Raw genomic sequence first — 25499 nt, forward strand, 5'->3', positions numbered from 1 at the left:
GTAAAAGCTCGTATAGACGACTCCCTCAAAGCGAAAGCACCTGCCTTAATAGAGTAAAAGGATACCGCAATTGAATAATCAAACAAACGTTTGTTTGAAATTTGGGTCTACCTTTGGCATTGTTTGGTGGCACTGGGCCAAAACGTGTTTTTTGAATCGTTTTTTAGTATCGTCTCACGCTCAGGTGGAGTCAACAGGTGTTCATTGGCCATTGACGCGGCGGTGCAGCGTCTATAGGGACTATTGACCCCGGTAGCCTTTGCCTGCAGTATTATGACGCCCTGACAGACAGCAGATCCTGCAAGTATGTGCTGTTCTCAATTGTAAACTCATCGTAGAAGAACGAGGAATCTATGAAGGTTCTGGTCGCTGTAAAACGAGTAATCGACTACAACGTGAAGGTGCGCGTCAAGCCGGACAACACCGGCGTTGATCTCGCCAACGTCAAGATGGCAATGAACCCATTCTGCGAAATCGCTGTTGAAGAAGCGGTTCGTTTGAAGGAAAAGGGCGTTGCCAGTGAAATCGTGGTGGTATCCATCGGCCCGAAGGCCTGCCAGGAGCAAATCCGTACCGCTCTGGCACTGGGTGCTGACCGGGGTATCCACATCGAAACTGACGAAGAGGTTCAGTCTCTCGAAGCGGCCAAGCTGCTCAAGAGTGTGGTTGAGAAGGAAGAGCCCAAGCTCGTCATTCTTGGCAAACAGTCCATCGATTCCGACAACAACCAGACAGGCCAGATGCTGGCCGCGCTGACCGGTATGGGTCAGGGCACATTCGCGTCTGAAGTGGTTGTCGAAGGTGAGAAGGTCAACGTGACCCGCGAAGTCGACGGCGGCCTGATGACCGTGGCCCTGAACCTGCCGGCGGTTGTGACTACCGATCTTCGCTTGAACGAGCCGCGCTACGCGTCCCTGCCGAACATCATGAAGGCCAAGAAGAAGCCGCTGGATGCCATGAGCCCGGCCGATCTGGGTGTTGAGCTTGCTCCGCGTCTGTCCACCCTGAAGGTTGAGGCTCCGGCTTCCCGTCAGGCGGGTGTGAAGGTCGCTGACGTAGCTGAGCTGGTCGACAAACTGAAGAACGAAGCGAAGGTGATCTAAATGAGCATCCTTGTAATTGCTGAACATGATAACAGCAGCCTGAAGCAGGCTACCCTGAACGTAGTCGCAGCTGCCAAGGCCATTGGCGGCGACATCGACGTACTGGTTGCCGGTGAGAACTGCGGCGCTGTAGGCGAAGCGGCTGCGAAGGCCGAAGGCGTTAACAAGGTACTGGTTGCCGACAACGCTGCGTACGGTCATTTCCTGGGCGAGAACCTGGGTGAGCTGGTTGCCGAAGTGGGCAAGGGCTACAGCCATATCCTGGCCGCTGCCGGCACCACGGGTAAAGACTTCATGCCGCGCGTTGCTGCGCTGCTGGACGTTGCCCAGGTTTCTGACATCATGCGTGTGGAGTCCGAAGACACCTTCGTTCGCCCGATTTACGCTGGTAACGCCATTGCCACGGTGAAATCCGCTGACAGCATCAAGGTTATCACCGTACGCCCGACCGCCTTTGATCCGGTGGCTGGTGAAGGTGGCTCCGCCGCCGTTGAGCAGCTGGACGTGGTTAAAGACGCTGGCCTGTCCACCTTTGTCGGCGAAGAGCTGGCCAAGTCTGACCGTCCGGACCTGGGAAGCGCGGGTATCGTGGTTTCCGGTGGCCGTGGCATGCAGAACGGCGACAACTTCAAGATGCTGGAGCAGGTTGCCGATCTGATGGGCGCCGCTGTTGGTGCGTCCCGTGCGGCTGTTGACGCAGGCTTCGTGCCCAACGACATGCAGGTCGGCCAGACCGGTAAGATCGTTGCACCGCAGCTGTACATCGCGGTTGGTATCTCCGGCGCCATCCAGCACCTGGCCGGTATGTCTGACTCCAAGGTGATCGTTGCGATCAACAAGGACGAAGAAGCGCCGATCTTCCAGGTGGCGGATTACGGCCTGGTCGCGGATCTGTTTGAAGCGGTTCCGCAGCTTGAAGAAGAGTTGAAGAAAGTCCTATAACTTTCTGACTCTACTAAAAAAGGCACCCTAGGGTGCCTTTTTTATTGCTCGTCTTTCGGCTTTTTTCGTGCCGTCAGCTGTTTTTCCTTCTTACCGAAAAACAGGGTGTCCGCCAGTATATGCAACGCCTTGTTGGTGGTGTGCACCGAGCGATAGATCTGGTCACTGGTCTGGTCGTGGGTTTCCCGCGCCCGACGGGCGTTTTCGCGGAACTCCTCATTGCTTGAAAAGCGGTCGATCAGGCTGAACGTTGTGGTGGTAATGGCCTTGTGAACCTTCTCTACCGCGCTGGTGCCATTCTTGACGGTTTCCTCCAGCAAGCGGGCCCGGTTTCGGGTTTCCATCAGATCCATCCGGGTTTTCTGGATATGGCTGTTGGCCGAAATCCGTTGGGAGTGAAGGATACGGAGAGTTCGGGTGTTGCGGCTGTGTTGTCGGAACGCAACCGCCATAAGCCCCGTTGAGGTCACAATGGCGCTTAAACTGAGCAGTGATACGATGTCCATGGCGCCTCCTATCGGTATTCGAGCTTCATTTCCACGTCGATTTCCCGTTCGGCCAGTTCCAGTTCGAGCTCTTTCATGACTTCCTGATACACCAGCCGTTTCACCATCACCGGAAGACGGTCTGCCAACATGCGGGCTGACTTCGATTCGCGTTTTGCCAGGGCAATCGGATCTTTTACTCGCAGCGTAAGTATCAGCTCCGGTTCCCGTGTATTATCAGGGCCATAGCTCTCAGCCATCGCCTTGCCAATGGATCTTTGCTGGAGACGTACCTGCCAGAACAGCCAGGCGCTGAGAGTGGCAAGTATGAGGCTCAGTACCAGAAGCAGGGTGTTCAATGGGTTAACCTCCGGGATTCGGGTTCATTGAGTCTGACAGAGTGTGCAGTATCGGTACGATGATTCGATTGGCCGATGCGACGTTTTGTTGCAACCTCCAGGGAAATAAACGAAAGGATAGTGACATGATCTGGTTAAAAGCATTTGTCAGTGGCCTTCTTGCCACCCTGATCTTTCATCAGGGGCTGTTTGCCGTGTTTTATTTCGTGGGAATGGTGCCATCCGCACCCTTTAACATGGCTGCGGTTCCGCCGCTGGGTATTCCCGCTGTTTTCTCGCTGGCTTTCTTTGGCGGGCTTTGGGGAGTCGTGCTCTGGGCGATCCTTGGCCGCTTTGGCGGCTTTAAGTTCTGGTTGGGTAATGTAATAGTAGGCGCCATCGGGCCGACAGCCGTCGCCATGCTGGTGGTCTTCCCGCTGAAGGGCATCGCTGTCACCGCCCAGACCTGGGTTGGCGGGCTGATACTGAACGGCTTCTGGGGCCTGGGTGTAGCGCTGTTCCTGGTATTGATGGGTGCAAAAGCGTCGCGGTCGACCGCCACCAATTCATAATTGATCCAAATGGATTAAGGACAACGAATGAGCACAAAGACTGACACCACCTACGACATCGTGGTATTCGGTGCCACCAGCTTCGTGGGGCAGATCCTTACCGGTTACCTGTTGGAATCCTATGGTATCGGCAAAGACGTTCGCTGGGCCATCGCCGGACGCTCAGAAAGCAAGCTGGCCACCCTCAAACAGGGCCTGGGCCCGTCGGCGTCTGAGCTGCCCGTCATTGTGGCAGACGCCGCCGATGAAAGCGCCCTGAAAGCCATGTGTGACCAGACACGCGTGGTGATCTCAACCGTTGGTCCCTATGCTCTATATGGCGAACCGCTGGTCAAAATCTGCGCTGAAACCGGTACGGACTATTGCGACCTTACCGGCGAAGTGCAATGGATCCGCAAGATGGTGGACACCTACGAGGATAAAGCCAAGGCCTCCGGGGCCCGCATCGTCCACTGTTGTGGCTTTGATTCCATCCCATCAGACATGGGGGTATGGTTCCTGCAGGAAAAAGCTGCGGAAACCCTCGGCGCTCCGTGCCAGGACGTGCGGATGCGGGTCAAAATTGCCAAGGGCGAGTTCTCCGGCGGCACCGTGGCCAGCATGATGAACATCGCCAAGGAAGCGGCCGCCGACCCGAAACTGCGTAAGGAGCTGGCCAACCCGTTTTCGATCTGCCCGCCGGAGCACCGCTCCAAAACCCGTCAACCGAGCCTGAAAGGCGCAGAGTTCGATAACGACTTCGGTGTCTGGCTGGCGCCGTTCGTCATGGGGGCCATCAACACCCGGATCGTCCATCGCTCCAACGCTTTGCAGAACGCTCGTTATGGCAAGGAGTTCACCTACGATGAGGCCATGATGACTGGTCGTGGTGTGAAAGGTCGTCTCGCGGCTTACGGAATTACCGGCGCGCTTGGAGGTTTCTTCACCGCGTCTGCGTTCAAGCCAACTCGTTGGGTGGTGGAAAAGTTCGTGCCCAAGCCGGGCGAGGGCCCAAGCCCGGAAGCCCAGAAAAATGGCTTTTACGATCTGCGCTTTGTGGGCAAGACGACCGACGGCAAGATCATCAAGACCAAAGTCACGGGTGACCGCGACCCCGGTTACGGTTCAACCGGCAAGATGCTGGGCGAGGCAGGTATGAGCCTGGCGTTTGATGTACCGGCCGAAAAACAGGGCGGTTTCTGGACACCATCGTCGCTTCTTGATGGCAAGCTCTATGAGCGCCTGACCAGCAAGGCTGGCCTGACCTTCGAAGTACTGGAAACCAGCTGAGGCCGCTAGGCCAGCCGGATGGTACGGTCGGAGGCGAGTAAGGCCTCCGGCGCGTGCCCCAGTGACACCACCGTTTTTCCTGCCAACCACTGCCTCATACCCGTCGCAATGTTGTTCCGGGTTTCGGCGTCCACTCCGGTGAACGGTTCGTCCAGAATCAATAACGGCGCTTTGTTCAATAGCACCCGTGCCAGTGCAATACGCCGGGCTTCACCGCCAGATAACTGGCTACCCATGGAGCCCAGCCAGGAGTTCAGCTGTGCCGGTTCGTGGACAAACCGGTCTGCCATCGCCACCAGCTCCAAAACCCGCCAGAGGTCCGCATCCGTGGCGTCTGGGCGGCCGATCAGCAGATTGGCTTTCAGGGTGTCATCGAACAGTACGGTTTTCTGTGTCAGATAGGCCAGCGGTAACGCGTGAACACGCCCGACTGCCGGCGTCTCAAGGCCTGCGATGATATCCGCCAGTGAGGATTTTCCCGCGCCGGAGTGGCCAATGATTCCCACCCATTCGCCCTTAGCGACCGCCATATCGAAATGACTGAGCACCGGCGCATGGTCGCTGAAACGGATCGTCACACGCTCGAGTTCCAGGGCACAGTCACTGCGATGTGGCTGTTGTTCGTGCGCACCCTGGGAGGGTTCTGGAGCGCAGTCCCGGTTGAGCGCCGCAGCAGATGCGAGCGTGCCCCCCAGGCGCGCGAATGCATCCGGAAGCATCGAATAGATTTCCTGTAAACCGAGGAGGGCGATTGGCAGCAGCACAACCATCGGGCCTGTCACCGCCCCTGCCTGGAACAACTCTAGCCCCATCCACAGCGCGAGCACCACCGACAGGTTCACCATGACCTGGGATAGCCCGAGGTTCCAGCCGGTGCGCGTGTCAGTGCGGGCTTCGTTGCGGGTGATCTGTCCCGCCTGGCGCAGGCACAGGGCGGCATGTTTGCCAATGCGTCCTGCGGCGGTGAGTTCCCCGAAGCCCTCGATGTGCTCGATGACGTCTGTTCTTACCCGTTCGCGGGCCGCCGTCTGCTGGTAGACCAGATGCCGGGTTCGCAGGTAAACCAGCAGCGTTGCTACCAAAAATGCCGGTACCAGCACCAGAGCAAGGCCGACGGCCAGTTCCCCGCGATACATCAACCACGCGGCGATCAGCAGTATCGCCGTTACCAAAGCAGCAAGGGCCGTAGGTGCGATCAGGCGCAGATACAGCGTGTCCAGGGCATCCACGTCATTGGTCAGGCGGGATAGCCATTGCGGGCCGCGTAAACGGGTTCTCCGGTCCCGGCCGGCGGTGGATAAACGCTCGAACAGGGCCACTCGGATATCCGTCAGCAGGCGCAGCACGGTATCGTGGTTGTACACCCGCTCGGCATACCGCGCGACCGTTCGCGCCACGGCAAAGAAGCGAATGCCACCACCAGGGACATACAGATTGATGGACGCCTGCACACCGGCTGCCAACAGGATGCCGGAGAGCGCCGTGGCGGTAATAAACCAGCCCGACAATGCCAGCAGCCCCATACCCGCAAGCAGGGTGGCCAGTATGAGTAAGCCGCCGGTCACCAGGCGACCGGGGCGACGGAAAATCAATGCGAACCAGGGGCCAAGCTCACGCATCTGCAACGCCTCCTTCCGTCACCAGCAAAGTACGGTTGGCCAGTGTCAGCAGTGCCTGGTGGTGAGTGGCGAAAACCAGAGTCTTACCGGCCAGCGCCAGCTTGTGCAGCGCTTCCAGCACGTATATTTCGCTGTCACTGTCCAGCCCCGCCGTGGGCTCATCCAGCAGTATCAGGTCGTAACTGGCCACAAACACCCGTGCCAGGCTCAAGCGGCGTGCCTGCCCGCCAGAGAGCCCCTGGCCCTCTTCGGTGATAGCACTGTAGATTCCGCGTTCCCGGCCTTTTATCAGGCTTTCCAGGCCAACATGATGCAAGGCCGTTTCTATGGCAATGTCAGTCGCGTCCGGTGTGGTCAGGCGCAGGTTGTCGGCCCAGGTACCATGCACCAGGAAGGGGGACTGCCCCAGCCAGCCAAACGCCTCATCGCCGGCACGGTCTCCAAACACTGAAATACGCCCCCGGTCTGGTCGCATAAAACCGGCCAGCAGATGCAAGAGCGAGGTTTTACCGCCACCAGAAGGCCCGGTGAGGGCGATAACATCGCCTTTGTTGATCACCAGAGACACGCCGTCCAGAACCGGCCTGGCGGCATCGTAGGCAAGAGCAACATCACGAATGGCCACAATATCGGGAGATTCCGGCTGGTGACGGGGCTCTGCTTGCGGTTGTGGTTTATCAACACCCTGCAACCGATCGACGATTTCAGAACTGGCACCCATCGCCGCAGCGCGATCATGATAATGCTGGGACAATAATCGCAATGGCTGGAAGAACTCCGGGGCGAGCAGCAGGATCAACAGCCCGGAAAACAGTGTCAGGTCGCTGGACGGCCCAAAGGTGATGTACCCCAGCAACCCGAAGCCGATGTAAATGGCCACGACGGCAATGGCTACGGAGGAAAAGAACTCCAGTACCGCCGAAGACAGGAACGCGATCTTGAGGGTTTTCATGGTGATGCGGCGGTATTCATCCGAGCGCTTGCGCAGGGTTTCCGCAGCGGGAGCGGTTTGGCCAAACAACTGCAAAGTGGTCAGCCCCCGAACTTTATCCAGAAACTGGCCGGACAAACGGCCGATGGTCTGGAAATGCTGCTGGTTGAGCTTTTCGGCGCCCATCCCGACCAGTGCCATGAACAGTGGTATCAATGGGGCGGAGAGCAGGAGGAAGATCCCCGCGAGCCAGTCCAGTGAAAACACCACCACCAGGATCATCAGCGGCACCACCACCGCGAGCATCATCTGGGGCAGGAAACGGGCGAAATACCCATGCAGGGCGTCGGTGTGGTCAAGCCATTCCCGCGCCAGGGTGCCGGCGGAGGTCTGGCTCATCGAAACCGGCCCGCTGGCCTGCCAGCACCGGTTGATACTATGGCGAACCTCGCTACGCACCTCGCGGCTGCAGCGGGCTGCGTATCGGGCCTGTAGCCCCTGAGCCACACCGCGGACCAATATGGCGACGATGGCACCGGTGAACAGCAGCGACAGCTCGGCCACCGGTATCTCATCGACAATACCCTGGTGAACAATGCCCGCCAGGAACGCCATTTGCGCGATGGTGGCAAGGGCCACCACAACGCCAGCCGAAACCGTGGCCAGGATCAGCCGCCGGCTGTGGGCGGCAAGTGCCCCCAGCCAACGTTTTGACTCGGCTTGTTCAGCCACCTAGTGGTATCCCTCGCCAGCCCGTACCTTGCCCCGGAACACCCAATAGGTCCAGGCGGTGTAGACCAGCACAATGGGAATCACGAACAGCAGCCCCAGCAGCAGGAACAACTGTGAGCCGTACGCGGAGGAGGCATCCCAGAGCGTGTATTCCGGCGGCACCACATAGGGCCAGCGGCTGACGATCAAGCCCAGGTAGGTAAAGATGAACAGCCCCACCGTGGCGACAAACGGCATGCCTTCAAACCGGTTCCGAACTGACCGGAAGATCTGAAAGGCACAGAGCAGGGCGAGCACGGGCAATATCCAGATAATGCTCAGATTGGAGAACCAGCGGTTTTTCACCGCTTCATCCACAAACGGCGTCCAGACGCTGATCATCGCGAACACGACCAACACACCCAGCAGCAGCGGAATGGTGATCCGATACGCCCAGTCCTGCAGGCGGCCCTCGGTTTTCATGATCAGCCAGGTGGAGCCCAGCAACGCATAGCCGGCCATCAGACCGAAACCGGTCAGCACCGTGAAAGGGGTCAGCCAATCCAGCGCACCGCCGGTATAGACCCGGTTGGTAATCTCAAAGCCCTGGATATAGGCACCCACCACGGCGCCCTGGGCAAACGAAGCCACCGTGGAGCCACCGGCGAAGGCCCAGTTCCAGAGATAGCGCGAGGTTCTGGCCTTGAAGCGGAACTCAAACGCCACCCCGCGAAAGATCAGACCGGCCAGCAGCAGGAATACACCAATGTACAGCGCCGGCAGAATGGTGGAGTAAACCAGTGGAAACGCCGCCAACAGGCCCGCCCCGCCAAGCACCAGCCAGGTTTCGTTGCCATCCCAGACCGGTGCCACCGTGTTCATCATGGTGTCCCGGTCTTCTTCTTTCGGCGCGAAGGGAAAGAGAATGCCAATGCCCAGGTCAAACCCGTCCATCAGCACATACATAATAATGCCGAAACCGATAATAAACGCCCAGATCAGGGCCAGATCGAACAGTTCCATAATCAGTGGCCTCCCTGGTTCAGTGGCTTTTGACGACCGTTATCATCAATCTCAAACGGCACATGGGTGGCCGAGAAGGGACGTTTCGGCCGTTCGGCTTCATGGCCTTCCTCTGCGTCTTCGTCTTCCATGCCCACGTACAGCACCCGCATCAGGTAATAGACACCGGAACTGAACACCAAAGCATAGACCACGATGTAGCCAATCAGTGAGAACAGCGCCATACCGCCGGTTAATGACGGCGTAACCGACTCGCTCTGGTTCATCAGCCCATACACCAGCCAGGGCGCGCGGCCAATTTCCGTGACAAACCAGCCGGCCAGTACCGCCACAAAGGGTGTCAGGCTCATAAAGCGCAACCCTTGCAGGAACCAGGGGGTTTGCCAGTATCGGCCACCGGCCCGCAATACCAGGCCGGCCAGGCCAAAGAGGATCATCAGCATGCCCAGGCCAACCATCACCCGGAATGACCAGAACACGATTGCGACCGGCGGCTGCTCGTCCACCGTGACTTCGTTCAGCCCGGGCACTTCGCCGTCCCACTCATGGGTGAGGATCAGGCTGGCCAGGCTGGGAATGGCTACCTCGTACCGGTTGGTCTGGTTTTCCTGGTCGGGAATCGCGAACAACAGCAGCGGCACATTACGCGAGGTTTCCCAGTTGCCTTCCATGGCGGCGACCTTCATGGGCTGGTGTTCCAGCGTGTTCAGGCCATGGAAATCCCCGATAACCGCCTGGGTGGGGGCAAGAACCAGAATCAGCCACAGGCTCATGGACAACGCGCGGCGGTTCGCCTCAACCTCACGTTTGCGAAGCAGATACCAGGCACTGACACCCGCCACCACGAACGAGCCAGTCAGGAACGAGGCCACCACCATGTGGGAAAAGCGATAAGGAAAGGACGGATTGAATATCGCCTCGCTCCAGGAGGTGACAAAGAACACCCCATCCCTGAATTCCGTACCGGCGGGGGTATGCATCCAGCTATTGGCTGACAGGATCCAGAACGATGATATAAAGGTGCCCGTGGCCACCATCACAGCCGCAAAAAGATGAACCCCGGCAGGTACCTTGTCGCGCCCGAACAGCAGCACACCCAGGAACGCCGCTTCGAGGAAAAAGGCGGTAACCACTTCATAACTCAGCATCGGCCCCAGGAAGTTGGCGGACGCCTGGGCAAAGTTGCTCCAGTTGGTGCCGAACTGGAAGGACATCACAATGCCCGATACCACGCCCATGCCAAACACCACCGCGAACACCTTGGTCCAAAAGGCAGAGAGTTTTACCCAGGAAGGGTTGTTGGTTTTAAACGCCAGGCCCTCGAGCACTGCAATGTAGGACGCAAGCCCGATGGTAAACACCGGAAAGATAGCGTGGAAGGACACCACGAACGCAAACTGGATTCGCGACAGAAGGACGGGATCAAGTTCCATGCGGAACCTCCGGACACTACAGTGAACAGAATAAACGAGCTTGGCGCCCGCTTGGCCGCTGCCTTGGCTGGGTTGTAGTGTTGTTTTACCGGCAGATAGTAGCCATGCTACCCGTAGCACAGGGAAAACCAAGGGACAGAATGTCGCACCCCTTGATTTAAAACAAGTATAGGAAGGCTCCATGGGTTTCTACGACGAGCGAATACTGCCACACCTGATCGATTACTCCTGCTCAGTAGGGCAGGTAATGAAGCTGCGCAGCCAAGTGGTGCCGAAGGCAAACGGCACTGTGCTGGAAGTGGGTATGGGCTCGGGCATTAATCTGGAGTTCTACAACCCGGATACCGTTAGCCTCGTCTACGGCCTGGAGCCGTCCGAAGGCATGCGGCGAAAGGCACAGGCCAACCTGGCCAAATCCAGGGTGGCCGTGGAATGGCTGGACTTACCGGGCGAGCAAATTCCGCTACCAGACAACAGCGTCGACACGGTACTGCTTACGTTCACCCTATGCACCATCCCCGATTGGCGAGCCGCGCTGGATCAAATGAAGCGGGTACTCAAGCCCGACGGCGAATTGCTATTCCTGGAACACGGAGAATCGCCGGACGAGGGCGTGTGCAAATGGCAACACCGCATCACCCCAGGCTGGAAGAAAATCGCCGGCGGCTGCCACCTTAACCGACCGATTGCGGAACTGATCCGGGAAGCGGGGTTTGAGATCACCGAACTGGAAAACCTATACGTGCCTAAGGCCCCGAAATTCGCTGGTTATATCTACAAGGGCAGGGCGCGGAAGCCTCAGCAACCTAGCTAAAAACACCTCCACCGCAATCCCAATTGCGTTACCGGGCGCGGCCTTATACAATCCTGCCCCTAAAATCTCCCTCCGAATGCTCCGGTGGTGAAATTGGTAGACACAAGAGACTTAAAATCTCTCGACCTCACGGTCGTGCCGGTTCGATTCCGGCCCGGAGCACCAGCTAATTCAATGCCTTATGCCAAGTTAGGAGTCGCCTGCTAACTTCTCCGATGGTTTATGTAGACGCTATGTAGACAAATCCCTCTAGTTGCTCCTAGACAAAGACCTTAGACTTAACGATCATCATCGAATGGGTGGCGGCGGTCCTGAAACTCACAGCCTGGAAGCATGAATGAAAAAAAGGAAAGACCTTGATCGGTTCTATCACGAGAAACGCTCGGAAAAGCATCTGCGACGCTTGTCCCGATACCGTAAGGATAAATCAAGAAAAAAACGGGCGAAGTTTTTCGAGACCAGGGATGAAATGACTACACAGCTGAGAAAAGAAGGCCACTACATTTCTCAATTAGTAACTGGCTCTGATGCGCCAAGCAGGGGACATCTGGATAAATCGTCGGGCATGCTTTCTACAGAGATAAGATTACCCCAAGTGTTTTCCATCATTGATAATCCAGAGGAAAGCATTCAGGTTTTTAAAGGCTTGGAACCTGCCTTGTATGATACCGATGTTGAATGGGCAGGAGTACGGCACTCGGATATCTGTGAGCATGACCTAGCAGCAGAGATTTTGCTGGGGAGAATTGGAAAATATTGCATGGATCTCCATAGCGCCCACGGGAAAAGTTTTGAAATCAAAGGCAACTACCCCAGTCAAGATTGTTTGGCGCGGAAGGTGAAAACTATTGGTCTTGTTAAAGCGCTGGAGGTTGACGGGGAGAAAATTGATGACGATGCAGCTGAAGCGGAGAAAATTGTACTGTTTCACAAACGAGGAGCAAAAGAAGACTCAATACGAATTGGCTCACTAGACAGTAAAACGAGAGCGACTCAAGGGTTTGTTGACCACATCAACGACTGCTTGATGGAGGCGGATTATCAACTTACCGAAGATGCCTCGCAGGAGCTCGTTGAGTATGTTGGTGAAATCTTAGCCAATGCTCAAGAGCACTCAGGAACCGGAGAATGGGAGATCTACGGTTACTTGGATAAGCAGAACGAAGAACGAATGTGCGAGGCCGTAATATACAATTTTGGAAATACTATTTCAGACACTTTTGATCAGTTACCCGAAGACGATTACGCACGTGGAAGTCTGAACAAATATATTGCGCAACATGAGAATAAAGCCCTATTCGGAAAAAATTGGGATAAGGATAGTCTAACAACGCTATTTGCATTGCAGGGCAGGGTTAGTAGTAAAAATAGCGAAGATGATAGTACTCGTGGTCAGGGAACTGTCGATCTAATTGAATTTTTCCAAATGATATCAGAAGAAGGTAATAAGAGAGGTGGTGAGCATGCAAAAATGTGCATTCTATCCGGACACAATCATATAAGGTTTGACGGTAAATATCGTCTGGTGGAAAGTCGAGGTCAACCGATAATCGCTTTCAATAGAGAAAATAATCTTTCACTGCCCCCAGATCCGAATTATGTAAAAAAGCTAAAAAAAGCTTATTTTCCCGGCACGTTGATAGCGATTCAATTTATATTACCAGATACAGCTACGGAAGAACTCGAAAATGACTAAGTCGGTTCCTGTTGATTTGACGAAACTTAGCGGCAAAGTTTTTATAGGTAGGCCTAACGGTCGAGCAGCGCGGGAATATTTTAAGATAGACAGGTTAGATCCCGAAACTGCTAGGATTATCTTTAAGGTCCCTGAAAATACGATTTCAGTGAATAGCTCGTTTTTCTTAGGGCTGTTCGCGCAAGATATTTTGAAGATCAGAGATTATGATAAGTTTTTCGAATATGTCGATATCTCAAATTTACCTCCGAGATTTCAAAACCAATTAAAAAGCGCAGTGAAAAGGACTTTAAGTCAAAATGATTACGGACTCAGTCGATAAGCAGCTCGCAGTAATTTGGTTTGCATGTTTTTTGGTTTTTTTTCAAACGCACGTAGTTGCTGGTCCTGTAGATATTGAAATCGATAGCGCCGAGAAGTTGAAGGGAGTTCCTTCTCTTTCTAGCATGATTAGTGATTTAAATGATATGCCGAGCGGTGGGATTTTTAAGCGAGAGGCTATAGAATCAAAATCTTTGGTATCCGTCATTCAGCAGAACAATAAGGTTCTCGCTAGTCTTGAAAAAGCAGTTTCTGGAAAATCTAAACAGAAGGAAGAAGGGATTTCGTTAACGAGCTTTCTGGGGCTAATGGGATTCGTCCTATCTATTTGCAAAATTTTTTACGATATTTTGGCTAAGAAAAGTGAAAAAAGGAGCTCGAAACGGGATAATTTTTGGCTTCGAGAGATTATTTTCCCAAGAACAATTGGGCCGTTGGATAAAGCGATATTGGAAAATGAACTTAGGTTCAAAGATTTTTCCAAACTTTCTCAAAAAGAATTAGAAGAATTTATCGATGGTTTTGAAAACTTGAGAGATCAGGTAGGTTTGGTATCTCTCCTCTCGCCCGATCTTTTGGATTCAATTGATTTAGCCATTGACGGGCTAATACTGGTTGTAGCAAGCCAAGCTGAGCCTGGTAACGTTTACAATGAGAAACCAGTAACCGAGGAACCAGTTGGCGATCCCTTCCTCACGTGTTACAAAAAGATTATCGGCCACTTCATGGATGCTCATCAGAAAAAAGAACATAAGATGGTTGCGGTGTGATGTCTAAGTCGTACAGTTATTGACAGAACTCCAAGGAACTTTTGGGCTTCCTTCCGGGCCTGCTCGACGGTCAGATTGCCATGCCGGCCCAGGGTCTTTCGCTTCACCCGGCCATCGACTTGCTTTTCCACGATGAAGGATTTTGCACCGCCGTTGGTCACTCGCAGACCGAATCCCTGTAAAAGGCTTGGGTGGATTTGCCGTCCTGGCCGATGTCAGGGAGGGGCACTTTATCGACAAAGCTCTTGGTTATTCGCACAGGTCGGGGCCCCACTCGAATTCGTCAGAAAGTCCCTTGTGTCTTCATGTCGACACTATGTAGACAAAATCGGTCAAATTCTAGTGGATTTCTTCAAACAACCGCAAACAACGATTTTTAGAAATGCTTCCCAAGGCACTGTTTTATAGTGCTTATTCAAACCTAATCTAAGTTCTTCAAAGAAAAACTCTAATAACTTAAAATCTCTCGACCTCACGGTCGTGCCGATTCGATTCCGGCCCGGAGCACCATACATCGACACCTGTTACAAGCCCGCTTTAGCCGCCCGCGCCGCATGCAACTTCTTATAACTATCAACCAACCGCTGATGCTTCTCCAGACCTTCCAGCTTCATGCTTGTGGGTGTCAGGCCATGGAAGCGTACTTCGCCGCTGACTGAGCCAACCACGGCGGCCATGGTGTCTTCGCCGAACATGCGCTGCAGATTGGGCAGGTAGTCGGGCAGTTCCAGTTCGTCACTCAGGGTGATTTCCAGAACGGTGTTAACGGCACGGTAGAACAGGTTGCGCTCCACGGTGTTGTCGTTGAACTGCAGGAACATGTCGACAAATTCCTGGGCTTCTTCGTGCCATTGCAGGGCCAGGCAGATCAGCAGTTTCAGTTCCAGAATGGTGAGTTGGCCCCAAATTGTGTTCTCGTCGAACTCGATGCCAATCAGGCTGATGATGGTCATGTAGTTGTCGAGCTGGCTGGCTTCCAGGCGCTCGGCCAGGTCGGCCAGCTGATCATCGCTGAGGGCGTGGAGGTTGAGGATATCTTCGCGGTAGTCCAGGGCCATGTTGGTGTTGTCCCACACCAGATCCTCTACCGGGTAGACCTCGGAATAGCCGGGTACCAGGATGCGGCATACCGGCGCGCCCAGGTCTTCATGGGTCGCCACGTACACTTCTTTACCAAGGTCTTCCAGAATGCCGAACAGGGTGCTGGCTTCTTCTTCGTTGGTGCCGGAGAAGTTCCATTCGCAGAACTCCAGGTCGGATTTGGCGCTGAAGAACCGCCAGGACACCACGCCCGTGGAATCGATAAAGTGCTCGACAAAGTTGTTGGGCTCCGTCACTGCCTGGGTGCTAAAGGTGGGCGCCGGTACGTCGTTGAGGTTTTCAAAGCTGCGGCCCTGCAGCAGTTCGGTCAGGCTGCGTTCCAGCGCCACCTCGAAACTCGGATGCGCGCCGAAAGAGGCGAACACGCCGCCGTTTCGCGGGTTCATCAGTGTCACGCACATAACCGGGAATTGGCCGCCCAGGGAGGCGTCTTTCACCAGGATCGGGAAGCCCTGTGCTTCCAGAGCATTGATGCCCTCAACAATGTGCGGGTATTTATCCAGCACACTTTGCGGCACGTCCGGCAGCGCCATTTCCTCTTCAATGATCTGCTTCTTGACGGCGCGCTCGAAGATTTCAGACAGGCACTGTACCTGGGCTTCTGGCAGGGTGTTGCCCGCGCTCATGCCGTTGCTGAGGAACAGGTTCTCGATCAGGTTGGAGGGGAAATACACCGTTTCGCCGTCGGACTGGCGTACGAACGGTAACGACACGATACCCCGGTCGGTCTTGCCGGAATTGGTGTCGACCAGGTTAGACCCGCAGAGCTCGCCTTCCGGGTTGTAGATGGCCAGACAGTGGTCGTCGAGGATGCCGTCGGGCAGCTCGTCGTCCGGTCCCGGCTTGAACCATTTTTCGTTGGGGTAGTGGACGAAATCGCTGTTGGCGATGTCTTCGCCGAAGAACTGGTCGTTGTAGAAGAAGTTGCAGCTCAGGCGCTCGATGAACTCACCCAATGCCGAGCATAGCGCGCTTTCCTTGGTAGCACCCTTGCCGTTGGTGAAGCACATCGGGGAGGCGGCATCGCGAATGTGCAGCGACCACACGTGGGGCACGATGTTGCGCCAGGAGGCGATTTCGATCTTCATGCCCAAGTCGGCCAGTATGCCGCTCATGTTGGCGATGGTCTGTTCCAGCGGGAGGTCCTTGCCCTCGATGTAGGTGCTGGTGTCGCCATCCGGGGCCATCAGCAGGGCCTGGGCGTCTTCGTCGAGGTTTTCGACGGTTTCAATCTGGAACTCGGGGCCGGTCTGCACCACTTTTTTCACGGTGCAGCGGTCAATCGAGCGCAGGATGCCCTGGCGGTCCTTGTCGGAAATGTTTTCCGGCAGTTCCACCTCAATTCTGAAAATCTGGTTGTAGCGGTTTTCCGGGTCGACAATGTTGTTCTGCGACAGGCGGATGTTTTCCGTGGGAATGTCCCGCGCCTTGCAGTAAACCCGCACAAAGTACGCCGCACAGAGCGCCGATGACGCCAGGAAATAATCGAACGGGCTGGGGGCCGAGCCGTCGCCTTTGTAGCGAATGGGCTGGTCCGTGACCACGGTGAAATCGTCAAACTTGGCTTCAAGCCTGAGGTTTTCGAGAAAATTAACTTTGATTTCCATGAACAGCGTACCGGGTTTGCAGAATTGAGCGGGCTTTCAAAAGCCGGAGGGCCATTATCCAGTTTTTGCCGCCCTGCGTCTTGGGTGGCTTACAAATCGGATGGGAATGTCCGTACATCAACGGATGTGTCAAGCCAAACGGGTTTGCCGATACCGTTTCACCTCTATCCAGCCATGGACCATCAGTGCGGAGAAGACAATGGCGCCGCCGATCAGGCTCAGGGTGGTGGGAACCTCACCGAGGAACAGCCACACCAGAAAAGAGCCCAGTATGGTTTCCAGCAACAGCATCAGGCTGACTTCTGCGGCCGGTATGTAGCGTGGGCCAATCTGGATGAGCACGCAGGCCACCGGCAGGAAGAACAGGCAGAGCAGGGCGATGAATACGGCATCCCTGGGTGAGAGCATCACTGCGCCGCCCGCCAGGGCTGCTGCGCCGGCAACGAGCAGCGCGCCGAACATCAGTACAAGGCTCATATCGCTGTCCGGCTTTGAGCGTGCCACGTTGAGATTCAGCGCCAGAGCGGTCGCCGCAACGCCCGCCATGATCAGCCCTAACGGGTCACCACGGCCCCATTCGCCCAGGGCCATCAGGGTGGCGCCCGCCACGCAGACGAGGATGACCACCCAGGTTCGCCACGGCAGGGCTTCTTTCCAGACCAGCCAGGCGATGAGTGCGGCAATGACCGGTGAGGTGTTGAGGATGACCAGCACGTTGCCAGCGGCGGTGTTTTTCATGCCCATCACAAAACCCAGTTGGCTTAACCCGAAGGCGACCGCGCAGAACACCCCTTTCCAGCCGCATCGACGGATCTCCGTCCCCAGGCGGGCGCGATAGCGTACCGAACTGATCACCAGGAAGCTGAACGCAAGCAGCAGCCCGCGCCAGAACAGAAACACCACCGGCTCCACGGAGGTGATTTTCACCAGAAGGGCGTCCGGCACTATGAACAGCACACCCAGTGTGGCAATGGTCAGGCCTTTGAGTCGGGTCGTCTGCAAGCCGCTACCCCGCTGCGTTGTCGTTGGCGGCGCAGGCTTTCTCAAGCCGGGTGATGCAGTCGCTGAAGGTGCGGCTGATGCGTGTCTGATCTCGAATCATGGCCATTCTCGGCCAGGTAGCCTGTTCTCCAAGCCGGATGAACATTTCCAGGTCTTCCTTGTTGGGGTTGGACAATATCTTGCGATACAGCAGCGGCTTGAACGGGAACTGTATGTTGATGTCCCCCAGGTAGGTCTGCGTGGCCATGGCGTGGGCCTGCTCCAGTAAAGGCCGCAGTACCGTTGATGACCAGCTGTTGCGGGTGAGCTGAAGCGTTGTCGCTACCTGGGCGTGCATCAGCGATGCGGCAGCCTGTTTGGCAGAGGCGCCCGGGCCGCGCTGGTGGTGATGGCTGATAAAGGGCAACACGTGGGGATTCGCCTGGCTGACAATGGTGCGATTAACGTTATGCAGCCGCGCCATGCGCATCAGCGGCAGGTCGCCATGAACGCTGCCGTCGATCCAGCGCTCCGTGGGCATATAGGGCTTGCCCCCGGTTTTCCCCCTGTCCTTGTCCCTGGCCTGAAGTGTTACCGGGGGATAGATGCCAGGCACGGCACAGGATGCCAGGATGGCGGAATCCACCAGTACCTCCGGTGAGGCCAGATTGTTCAGCAGGCGGGGTTTCTGGCGAGTGCGGGTCGGCGATACGGAGATATTCAGGGTGCGGCCACTTCGTTCAGCCGCTTCCTGAAAGCTGGTACGGCCGATGTTGGTGCGAATGTGGTGGAGCAGCTGGAACTGGTCCATGGCATGACGCTTTCGCCAGATGCGTTTGGGTTCGAGCCAGCGAAAGGCATCCAGGTGGATCTCCCCGGGTTCGTTGAAAAAGCGTTCGAGCTCGCGATTGTTGCGGGTGCAGATGGCGCCGGCGACAATCGCCCCCATGCTGGAGCCGGCAATCACGTCGGGAAGCAGGCCTTCCTGCCAAAGTGCGCGGGTGACACCAATATGATAGATCCCGAAGGCGGCGCCACCACTCAACATAAGGGCCGGGCGGCCATACACTCGCTCGGCATCCCGGAACAGGCGCAGCTTTTGCTGGTCGGATACGCCCGGCATGGGGTTGTCGCAGAGGAAGTTCATGGAACGTTCCACTTCATCAAGGAACTCACTGACCAGAACTTTGGTACCGCTCCAGGCGATGGCGTAGAGGTCAGGGTTGCCAATCTCACCCAGGTGGCGATAAAGGCTTTCCTGCAGTACCCGCGTCAGCGCTCGGGTATCGCCTTTGTCGCGGCAGCGTTTCATGGCCGTGATGTGGTCGCGAATCAGGGCTTCGTGGAGCAGTTCGCAGCCATCCTCTTCCCGCCACGCCAGTGTTCCCTCCAGTTCATCCAGGTTTGTGGCGGTGGCGAGCCAGTGCTTGTAGGAGGAGGCTTCGGTGAGTTGCTTTTCCAGTTCCCGGCGTTGTTTCTTTGTATCTCTCATGGGATAAAGGATACATCAGGAAAACGAAGTAGGGGGCATGATGATCGAGCAAACCGAGGTGTTGGTAAAGAAATACTCCGAAAACGGAATCACCACACTGACGCTGAACCAGCCGGAGAGCCGAAACAGCCTGTCCATGGCCATGCTGGAAGCGCTTTCCGCCGAACTGGAATCTGTTGCGGATGACGTGGACACGCGGGTGGTGGTCATCGCGGCTGCAGGGCAGGTGTTCTGCGCCGGGCATGACCTGCGGGAGATCCGCGAGCAGCTCGACAGTCATGAGTTCCAACTGAAACTGTTCAACCAGTGCAGCAAGGTGATGCAGCAGATTGTGAACCTGCCAAAACCGGTGATTGCCCGTGTGGCTGGCGTGGCGACCGCTGCCGGTTGCCAGCTGGTGGCCAGTTGCGATCTGGCGGTGGCAGCGGATACCGCGCGTTTTGCCACGCCGGGCGTGAACATTGGCCTGTTTTGCTCCACGCCCATGGTGGCGTTGTCCCGCAACGTATCCCGCAAGCAGGCCATGGAAATGCTGTTGACCGGTGAGATGGTCGGTGCGCTGAAGGCGGAACAGATTGGGCTGGTCAACCGTGTGGTGGATGAGCAGGTTCTTGACGAAACCGTCTACCGCCTGGCCGCGACCATTGCCGGCAAATCCGGCCATACCCTGAAGATTGGCAAGGAGGCGTTCTATCAACAACTGGAGATGGGGCTGGCCGAGGCCTACGACTTTACGTCGGAAGTGATGGCAAAGAACCTGCAGGCTGCAGATGCCCACGAAGGCATCTGTGCGTTTCTGGACAAGCGCAAACCGGAATGGAAAGACGAGTAGGGCGGCTAACGGCAGTCTGATGCATTCAGGGAGAGCCGATCTCCCACGCCAATCCCCTGGCTTTCGAAATAGCCCAGGTTCATTTCCAGGGCCCGATAAAACGGGACGCCGGCCTCATAGGTTGGACAGTCCCGGCCCTGGTCCGATGGGCAGGGCACCATAGGGCGAATGGCACCGATGGTGTCGTCACGGTCCAGATAGGCAATATCCAGTGGAATCAGCGTTCGGTACATCCAGAAGCCGTGGTCGGCACGGCGCTGGTTGTTATAGACGAACAGCATGCCGGCGTTTGGGGCCAGTCTCTCCCTGTCCATCAGCCCGCGGCTGCGTTCGGCCGGCGTGCGTGCCACTTCAACGGTAATGGGCACCGCCTGCCCGGCGGAGATCAGGCATGCCCTCTCCACCGGCAGGTCGTCATTGTCTGGGAGTGCTGCCAGGCAACCGGAGAACAGCAGCGCCAGGCAAACCAGCAGGGCTCTCACGAACGCAGCCGGTAGCCGGTCTTGAAGATCCACCACACCGCGACCATGCACGCCGTCAGGAACAGCAGTGTCATACCCACACTGATGCCCACATGCACGTCAGACACGCCGTAGAACGCCCAGCGGAAGCCGCTGATCAGGTACACCACAGGGTTGAAGAGGCTGATGGTCTGCCAGATCTCCGGCAGCATTTCGATGGAGTAGAACGTGCCCCCGAGAAACACCAGTGGTGTCACGATCATCAGCGGAACAATCTGCAGTTTTTCAAACCCGTCCGCCCAGATGCCGATTATGAAACCGAACAGGCTGAAGGTGATGGAGGTAAGCACCAGGAAGGCGAACATCCAGAAGGGGTGCAGCACGTCGTAGTCCACAAACAGTTTGGCGGTAAGCAATATGATGACGCCAAGTATGACCGACTTGGTGGCGGCGGCACCGACGTAGCCGAGAACGACCTCCAGATAGGAGACCGGTGCCGACAGGAGCTCGTAAATCGTGCCGGAGAACTTCGGCATGTAGATACCAAACGAGGCATTGGAAATGCTTTGCATCAGCAGCGACAGCATTACCAGGCCCGGAATGATGTAGGCACCGTAGCTGATGTTGTCGATGTCGCCCATGCGGCTGCCAATGGCGGAGCCAAACACCACGAAGTACAGAGAGGTGGAGATTACCGGCGAGGCGACACTCTGCATCAGGGTGCGGCGCATGCGGGCCATTTCAAAGTTGTAGATTGCTCGGACACCGTAAAGGTTCATTGCGTTACTCCCGCATACCGGTTGGTTTTATTCATGCACCAGGCCAACAAAAATCTCTTCCAGGGAGCTTTCCCTGGTCTGAAGATCCCGGTATTCGATGCCCAGGTCGCCCAGGGTTCGCAGCAGGCGCGCTACGCCAGCCTGCTCCTGTTGTGAGTCGAAGGTGTAGATCAGCTCGTAGCCATCATCGGAAAGGTGCACCGGCTCCAGCGTGAGTTCACCGGGGATTTTCTCCAGCGGGTTCTGCAGGTGCAGGCGAAGCTCTTTCTTGCCCAGTTTGCTCATCAGCCGGGACTTGTCTTCAACCAGGATGATCTCTCCTTGGCGGATAACGCCGATGCGGTCGGCCATCTCCTCGGCTTCTTCGATGTAGTGGGTGGTGAGGATGATGGTGACGCCATTTTCCCGCAGCTTGCGCACCATTTCCCACATGTCCCGGCGCAGCTCCACGTCTACACCGGCGGTGGGCTCATCAAGGAAGAGGATGCGGGGTTCGTGGGACAACGCCTTGGCGATCATCACGCGACGCTTCATGCCGCCAGACAGGGACATGATGCGATTATTGCGTTTGTCCCACAGCGACAGATCTTTCAGGACTTTCTCAATATGGTCCGGTGCAGGCGCCTTGCCGAACAGGCCCCGGCTGAAGGAGACAGCGTCCCAAACGGTCTCGAAGGCGTCGGTGTTGAGCTCCTGGGGAACCAGGCCGATGCTCTCCCGGGCTTTGCGATAATCCTTCACGATGTCGTAGCCGGCGGCGTTCACTTCGCCATCGGAGAGGTTCACAATGCCACAGATAATGCTGATCAGTGTGGTCTTGCCGGCGCCGTTCGGGCCGAGCAGGGCGAAGATCTCTCCCCGTTCGATGTCGAGGTTGATGTCGTTGAGGGCCCTGAAACCATCCGCATAGACTTTGTTGAGGTGCTTGACGGAGATGTCCGGTTGCACTGGCTTGTCCTGTTGGTGGTGAATCAAAGCGCGGTATTTTCTCATGACCGGTGATGATTTAGAAAGCTTTGCCTTGTTAGCGATTATCCCCATAATGCCCGCTTAACCGTGGAGGAGTGGATGTGTTGAAAGCGCTTGTTGCTGTGCTTGCCATTGCTGGCGTCGTTGCGCTGGGCATTTTTGGCCCGCGTTGGTTGATGTCTGAAGATGTCGCCGAGGCCGATCAGGGCGCGGTTGAGTGCGATCTCCTCAATACTACGTGCCACTGGGCACATAAGGGCAAGAGCTGGCATGCGCGGTTGCAAAAAAGCGGTGTTCAGGCCCAGGGCACGGAATACCATTTAACGGTGAAGACCAACGGGAATCAGCCCCGGATGCTGGCTGTGCTGCGGGGCGAGTCCATGTACCTGGGGGAGTATCCGGTTCCCATGACCAAGGCGGGGATGTCGCCCGATGGTGAGGGCCAGCTCTGGGAAGCGCGGTTTACCGCACCTTTCTGCACCACCGACCCTAGCATGACCTGGCGGATCGACCTTCAGGCCGGGATGGATCACGCCTTCGTGATGCCCGTAAAACTGACGTTTGTAGCCAAGGGCCGCGTCTGACGATGGGATGACAGTGTGTCAGGATTGTGTAAAATCAGCAGACCACCACACATCGCCCAGGGAAGAGTATATGGATTACGGTGATAGCGTACAGAAAGTTCTGCTGAGAAAGATCCAGAAAGCGGAACAGGATCTGCTTCAGCTCAAACTGGATTATTGCCGTTTCATCTTTGGGCTCAGCCATCGCACCAGGGTCATCAGCAATGGCATAAGCTATGTAGTACGTTCCGTGGATGTGGAGTCGATGGAGCGTCTGGACGACGGGTGCTTTTCCCGGCCAGAGGTGGCTGGCAGCCTGGCCGATAACCCGGATACCACAGACACCGTGAACCTCGGCGTTGACTGGACGCTGCAAGAGTCTGCTACCCGCCCCAAAGCCCGCGGTTGAGCGGGTCCTCCTGTAAACGTCAAATAAAGGCGTTCGACGTAACCGTTGAGTAGAGGCTGTGTTCCTGCGGAACATAGCGATGCCCGCTCCAGTGCTCTGCACCGCTTACACCACCTCTGAAAAAGGCCAGCAAGGTCGAACTGCCGGTCATCGTTGATAGCGCCTGGACGGCTTCGGGTTGCCGTATGCCGATTTTTCGGCTGGCCAGTTTGCTGACCAGATCAAGCAGCGCATCTGAATGCCGTTGCGGTTTTTCACACAGGGCGCAGGCAGCGCCATACAACCAGACGACGGCGTATTCCCGAACCGCATGGGGCGCGGTTTCCAGAACCAGCCCATGTTCCCGGCAATCCCGGTCCTGAAGACTCAGCAGGATATGCATCTGGGTGATCAATCCACAGGTGTCTGAGGGAGCTGAGCGGGTTGGTTGCGGAGCGGCAACGGAGCGTTTCTGTTGAGCCTCTGGTAGTGGAGGCTGGGCCGAATGTTGGTGTCCAGCCACCATTGTCACCACGGACGCCGGCACGAACGGATCGTTCCGGGCCAGGGTAAGCATGCGAAAGACCAGTAAAAGCAGCAGCGCGATCAGCCCGACTTCGAACAGCATAATAAAGCTGCTAATCATAGGTGTTCCCTCTTGCTCAAACCCTGTTCAAACCCTGGATGAGCGGTGTTCTGGTGGAGATTGTTACATCCGTTATCTGAAGTGTAACCAAATGTATTCTGAGCACGAAGGGAAGCCGGGCCAAAAGCGGCAGGAATCCATGGAACTGTGACGCGGTAGGCAGCTAGCAGGTAGGCATGGTCTGCAGGGCGAGTTTCCTGCGGATAAAGCGGCCTAATATATCGACACCAATGTTCAGGGATGCAGTGATCAGGATCAGCACCATCGCGCGATCAAACTGGATGTTCTGGATGGCGCTGTCGACGTAGAAACCCAGGGTGTAGATGCCCAGTATGCCGAGGATCGCAGTCTCCCGCATGATGATTTCCCAGCGGTAGAACAGGAACGCCAGGAATGAACGATAGACCCTGGGCACCAGTTCGTAGGTATACCGATTAAGACCAATCGGCGCATCCGGGCGTAACCGGATGGTGCTGGATTGCCGGCCAATCAGATGGCCGATGATGCCCCCGTTATGCAATGCCAGCGCAACAACGGCGGGCAGCATGGACGGGCCCCATAGCTGCAAAAGGATATACGCCAGGATGTACTCCGGCGTGGAACGCATGATCACCAGGAAGACATGCCCCGAGGTACGGCGAACAGGCCCGCCGAAGTGAGTCGATATCAACGGGAAGGCCAGTAGTGCAATGATCCCGGTTGCAACCAGGGCCACCTGGGTGAGGATTACCGTGTTCCAGATGCCCGGCATGGCCTGATTGACAAACATGTCCCCCAGCCACGCGCCCATGCCGGCCCAGCCTTCTTCTCCGCGCAGTGGTGACGGCACGATGTCCTGGGTGAAAAACCGGCCGACGTTACTCCAGACAATCGGGAGACCTTCGCCAAGAAAAAACGGTGCGCCAACGATATAAACGGGCAACAGCTTCGGCTTTACCCAGAGCGGCATGGTGGCTATCAGCACGTAGAAAAGGATCAGCATGGCGCCGGCGTCGGAATAGTGGCCTTGAGAAAAGGCCGATTCCAGGTAGAAGCCGAGGGTTGGCAAGCCAACAAAGCCAAGGATGGCACTGGAGCGCAAGCCGCATTCCAGCCGGTACGCGGTGTAGGTTCGCAGCTGCACCCAGCAATCCGGTATTTTGGTGTACAGGAAGGCCGAAACAACGCCCGTACGGGGCGGTAACAGGCGACCGGGTTCCGGGTCGGCTTCTTCCAGGATCTCCGAATAGACCTTGGCGAAGATACCGGCGTAGGGGATAGCGATGGCTAGAACGCCTGTCAGCGGATGGAAGCCGAAAAATTGCAGGAAAATAAGCGCCCAGAACAGCTCATGTATCGCCCGCACAAACGCGCACAGAATCCGAACCGGCATCCAGCGATAAACAAGCGCCAGAAGAAAGCCGCTGATACTGCCGAGAGCGACGCCAACGAAGGCAAAGGCAACCGTCCGAAGCAGGGCGGTTGCCAGCCCTTCGGTACTGAAAAAATCCGGTGTTATCACGCCCAGGAAGAACCGGCCAAGATCTTTCCAGGGATTGGCTGCCGTGATAGCGATATCGGCAAACACCAGGCCTACCAGGGCGATGGCGATAAAGATCAGGCTGGTTTTGACGGTTGGCGAAGACAGCATAGGAGTGGAATCTGGGCCGGTTG

25 protein-coding genes and 1 tRNA gene are annotated in these 25499 nt (G+C 56.3%); 11 read left to right on the top strand and 15 right to left on the bottom strand.

Features of this window, described 5'->3' with window-relative positions; translation table 11 throughout:
* Positions 1-353 precede the first annotated feature (353 nt).
* Both B2590_RS18480 and B2590_RS18485 read left to right on the top strand, forming a co-directional pair.
* Positions 354-1103 (top strand): electron transfer flavoprotein subunit beta/FixA family protein, encoded by a 750-nt coding sequence (locus B2590_RS18480; protein WP_036207392.1) that lies wholly within the window; start codon positions 354-356, stop codon positions 1101-1103.
* Complete coding sequence (locus B2590_RS18485; protein ID WP_036207389.1) at positions 1104-2045, top strand: electron transfer flavoprotein subunit alpha/FixB family protein; 942 nt, start codon at positions 1104-1106, stop codon at positions 2043-2045. It abuts the gene before it with no gap.
* Between the two features lie 41 nt (positions 2046-2086).
* Here the strand turns inward: B2590_RS18485 and B2590_RS18490 are convergent, their stop codons facing one another.
* Positions 2087-2551, bottom strand: a complete 465-nt coding sequence (locus tag B2590_RS18490) for a hypothetical protein (protein WP_036207386.1) — start codon at positions 2549-2551, stop codon at positions 2087-2089.
* Positions 2552-2559: 8 nt separating this feature from the next.
* Positions 2560-2889, bottom strand: a complete 330-nt coding sequence (locus B2590_RS18495) for a hypothetical protein (RefSeq protein ID WP_036207383.1) — start codon at positions 2887-2889, stop codon at positions 2560-2562.
* Positions 2890-3014: 125 nt separating this feature from the next.
* Here B2590_RS18495 and B2590_RS18500 point away from each other — a divergent pair, with 125 nt between their 5' ends.
* The gene (locus tag B2590_RS18500; protein ID WP_036207380.1) at positions 3015-3440 is read left to right on the top strand and encodes a hypothetical protein; all 426 of its coding nucleotides are present in this window, start codon (positions 3015-3017) and stop codon (positions 3438-3440) included.
* A gap of 27 nt (positions 3441-3467) precedes the next feature.
* On the top strand, positions 3468-4709 hold the full coding sequence (locus B2590_RS18505) for a saccharopine dehydrogenase family protein (RefSeq protein WP_036207377.1): 1242 nt from the start codon (positions 3468-3470) through the stop codon (positions 4707-4709).
* A gap of 5 nt (positions 4710-4714) precedes the next feature.
* Here B2590_RS18505 and cydC read toward each other — a convergent pair whose 3' ends face one another.
* From cydC to B2590_RS18525, 4 genes are read right to left on the bottom strand one after another with little or no spacing between them, the layout of a single operon-like run.
* Positions 4715-6328: a thiol reductant ABC exporter subunit CydC gene (cydC, locus tag B2590_RS18510; protein ID WP_286811731.1), complete on the bottom strand. Its 1614-nt coding sequence runs from the start codon at positions 6326-6328 to the stop codon at positions 4715-4717.
* A complete protein-coding gene (gene cydD, locus B2590_RS18515) occupies positions 6321-7991 on the bottom strand; it encodes a thiol reductant ABC exporter subunit CydD (protein WP_286811732.1) in 1671 nt (556 codons plus the stop codon). Before cydD ends, cydC begins: the two co-directional genes overlap by 8 nt.
* A complete protein-coding gene (gene cydB / locus B2590_RS18520; protein ID WP_036207368.1) occupies positions 7992-8993 on the bottom strand; it encodes a cytochrome d ubiquinol oxidase subunit II in 1002 nt (333 codons plus the stop codon).
* Between the two features lie 2 nt (positions 8994-8995).
* A complete protein-coding gene (locus tag B2590_RS18525; protein WP_286811733.1) occupies positions 8996-10426 on the bottom strand; it encodes a cytochrome ubiquinol oxidase subunit I in 1431 nt (476 codons plus the stop codon).
* A gap of 181 nt (positions 10427-10607) precedes the next feature.
* Here B2590_RS18525 and B2590_RS18530 point away from each other — a divergent pair, with 181 nt between their 5' ends.
* The 4 genes from B2590_RS18530 (at position 10608) to B2590_RS18545 (ending at position 14027) form a co-directional block, all read left to right on the top strand.
* Positions 10608-11240 carry a class I SAM-dependent methyltransferase gene (locus tag B2590_RS18530; RefSeq protein WP_286811734.1) on the top strand — a complete coding sequence of 211 codons (633 nt, stop codon included), beginning with the start codon at positions 10608-10610 and terminating at the stop codon, positions 11238-11240.
* A gap of 78 nt (positions 11241-11318) precedes the next feature.
* A tRNA-Leu gene (locus B2590_RS18535) sits at positions 11319-11405 on the top strand.
* Positions 11406-11577: 172 nt separating this feature from the next.
* On the top strand, positions 11578-12936 hold the full coding sequence (locus B2590_RS18540) for a hypothetical protein (protein ID WP_286811735.1): 1359 nt from the start codon (positions 11578-11580) through the stop codon (positions 12934-12936).
* Between the two features lie 299 nt (positions 12937-13235).
* Positions 13236-14027, top strand: coding sequence for a hypothetical protein (locus B2590_RS18545; RefSeq protein ID WP_286811737.1), 792 nt, complete (start codon positions 13236-13238; stop codon positions 14025-14027).
* Here the strand turns inward: B2590_RS18545 and B2590_RS19310 are convergent.
* The 4 genes from B2590_RS19310 to B2590_RS18560 form a co-directional block, all read right to left on the bottom strand.
* Complete coding sequence (locus B2590_RS19310; protein ID WP_414673582.1) at positions 13994-14188, bottom strand: Arm DNA-binding domain-containing protein; 195 nt, start codon at positions 14186-14188, stop codon at positions 13994-13996. The two genes, B2590_RS18545 and B2590_RS19310, sit on opposite strands and share 34 nt — an antisense overlap.
* 363 nt (positions 14189-14551) lie before the next feature.
* On the bottom strand, positions 14552-16735 hold the full coding sequence (locus tag B2590_RS18550; protein WP_286811738.1) for an OsmC domain/YcaO domain-containing protein: 2184 nt from the start codon (positions 16733-16735) through the stop codon (positions 14552-14554).
* 129 nt (positions 16736-16864) lie between these two features.
* Entirely contained in the window at positions 16865-17737 is an 873-nt protein-coding gene (locus B2590_RS18555) for a DMT family transporter (protein ID WP_286811739.1), read from the bottom strand.
* Positions 17738-17741: 4 nt separating this feature from the next.
* A complete protein-coding gene (locus tag B2590_RS18560) occupies positions 17742-19208 on the bottom strand; it encodes a patatin-like phospholipase family protein (protein ID WP_286811740.1) in 1467 nt (488 codons plus the stop codon).
* 40 nt (positions 19209-19248) lie between these two features.
* Between B2590_RS18560 and B2590_RS18565 the strand changes: the two genes are divergently transcribed.
* On the top strand, positions 19249-20040 hold the full coding sequence (locus tag B2590_RS18565) for an enoyl-CoA hydratase (protein WP_286811752.1): 792 nt from the start codon (positions 19249-19251) through the stop codon (positions 20038-20040).
* A gap of 5 nt (positions 20041-20045) precedes the next feature.
* Here the strand turns inward: B2590_RS18565 and B2590_RS18570 are convergent, their stop codons facing one another.
* From B2590_RS18570 to B2590_RS18580, 3 genes are read right to left on the bottom strand one after another with little or no spacing between them, the layout of a single operon-like run.
* Positions 20046-20522: a DUF192 domain-containing protein gene (locus B2590_RS18570; RefSeq protein ID WP_286811741.1), complete on the bottom strand. Its 477-nt coding sequence runs from the start codon at positions 20520-20522 to the stop codon at positions 20046-20048.
* A complete protein-coding gene (locus tag B2590_RS18575) occupies positions 20519-21280 on the bottom strand; it encodes an ABC transporter permease (protein WP_036207335.1) in 762 nt (253 codons plus the stop codon). Before B2590_RS18575 ends, B2590_RS18570 begins: the two co-directional genes overlap by 4 nt.
* Before the next feature lie 27 nt (positions 21281-21307).
* Complete coding sequence (locus tag B2590_RS18580) at positions 21308-22228, bottom strand: ABC transporter ATP-binding protein (protein ID WP_286811742.1); 921 nt, start codon at positions 22226-22228, stop codon at positions 21308-21310.
* Between the two features lie 122 nt (positions 22229-22350).
* On the opposite strand from B2590_RS18580, the gene B2590_RS18585 reads away from it, so the two are divergent.
* Together B2590_RS18585 and B2590_RS18590 are read left to right on the top strand one after the other, a co-directional pair.
* A complete protein-coding gene (locus B2590_RS18585) occupies positions 22351-22833 on the top strand; it encodes a hypothetical protein (RefSeq protein WP_286811743.1) in 483 nt (160 codons plus the stop codon).
* 70 nt (positions 22834-22903) lie between these two features.
* Positions 22904-23221: a hypothetical protein gene (locus B2590_RS18590; protein ID WP_286848040.1), complete on the top strand. Its 318-nt coding sequence runs from the start codon at positions 22904-22906 to the stop codon at positions 23219-23221.
* A gap of 19 nt (positions 23222-23240) precedes the next feature.
* Here B2590_RS18590 and B2590_RS18595 read toward each other — a convergent pair whose 3' ends face one another.
* Entirely contained in the window at positions 23241-23846 is a 606-nt protein-coding gene (locus B2590_RS18595; RefSeq protein ID WP_286811745.1) for a hypothetical protein, read from the bottom strand.
* A gap of 163 nt (positions 23847-24009) precedes the next feature.
* The gene (locus B2590_RS18600; protein WP_085680623.1) at positions 24010-25476 is read right to left on the bottom strand and encodes a PhnE/PtxC family ABC transporter permease; all 1467 of its coding nucleotides are present in this window, start codon (positions 25474-25476) and stop codon (positions 24010-24012) included.
* Between the last annotated feature and the right edge of the window lie 23 nt (positions 25477-25499).

This window comes from Marinobacter sp. UBA3604 (assembly GCF_002375325.1).
GTDB classification, from domain to species: domain Bacteria; phylum Pseudomonadota; class Gammaproteobacteria; order Pseudomonadales; family Oleiphilaceae; genus Marinobacter; species Marinobacter salarius.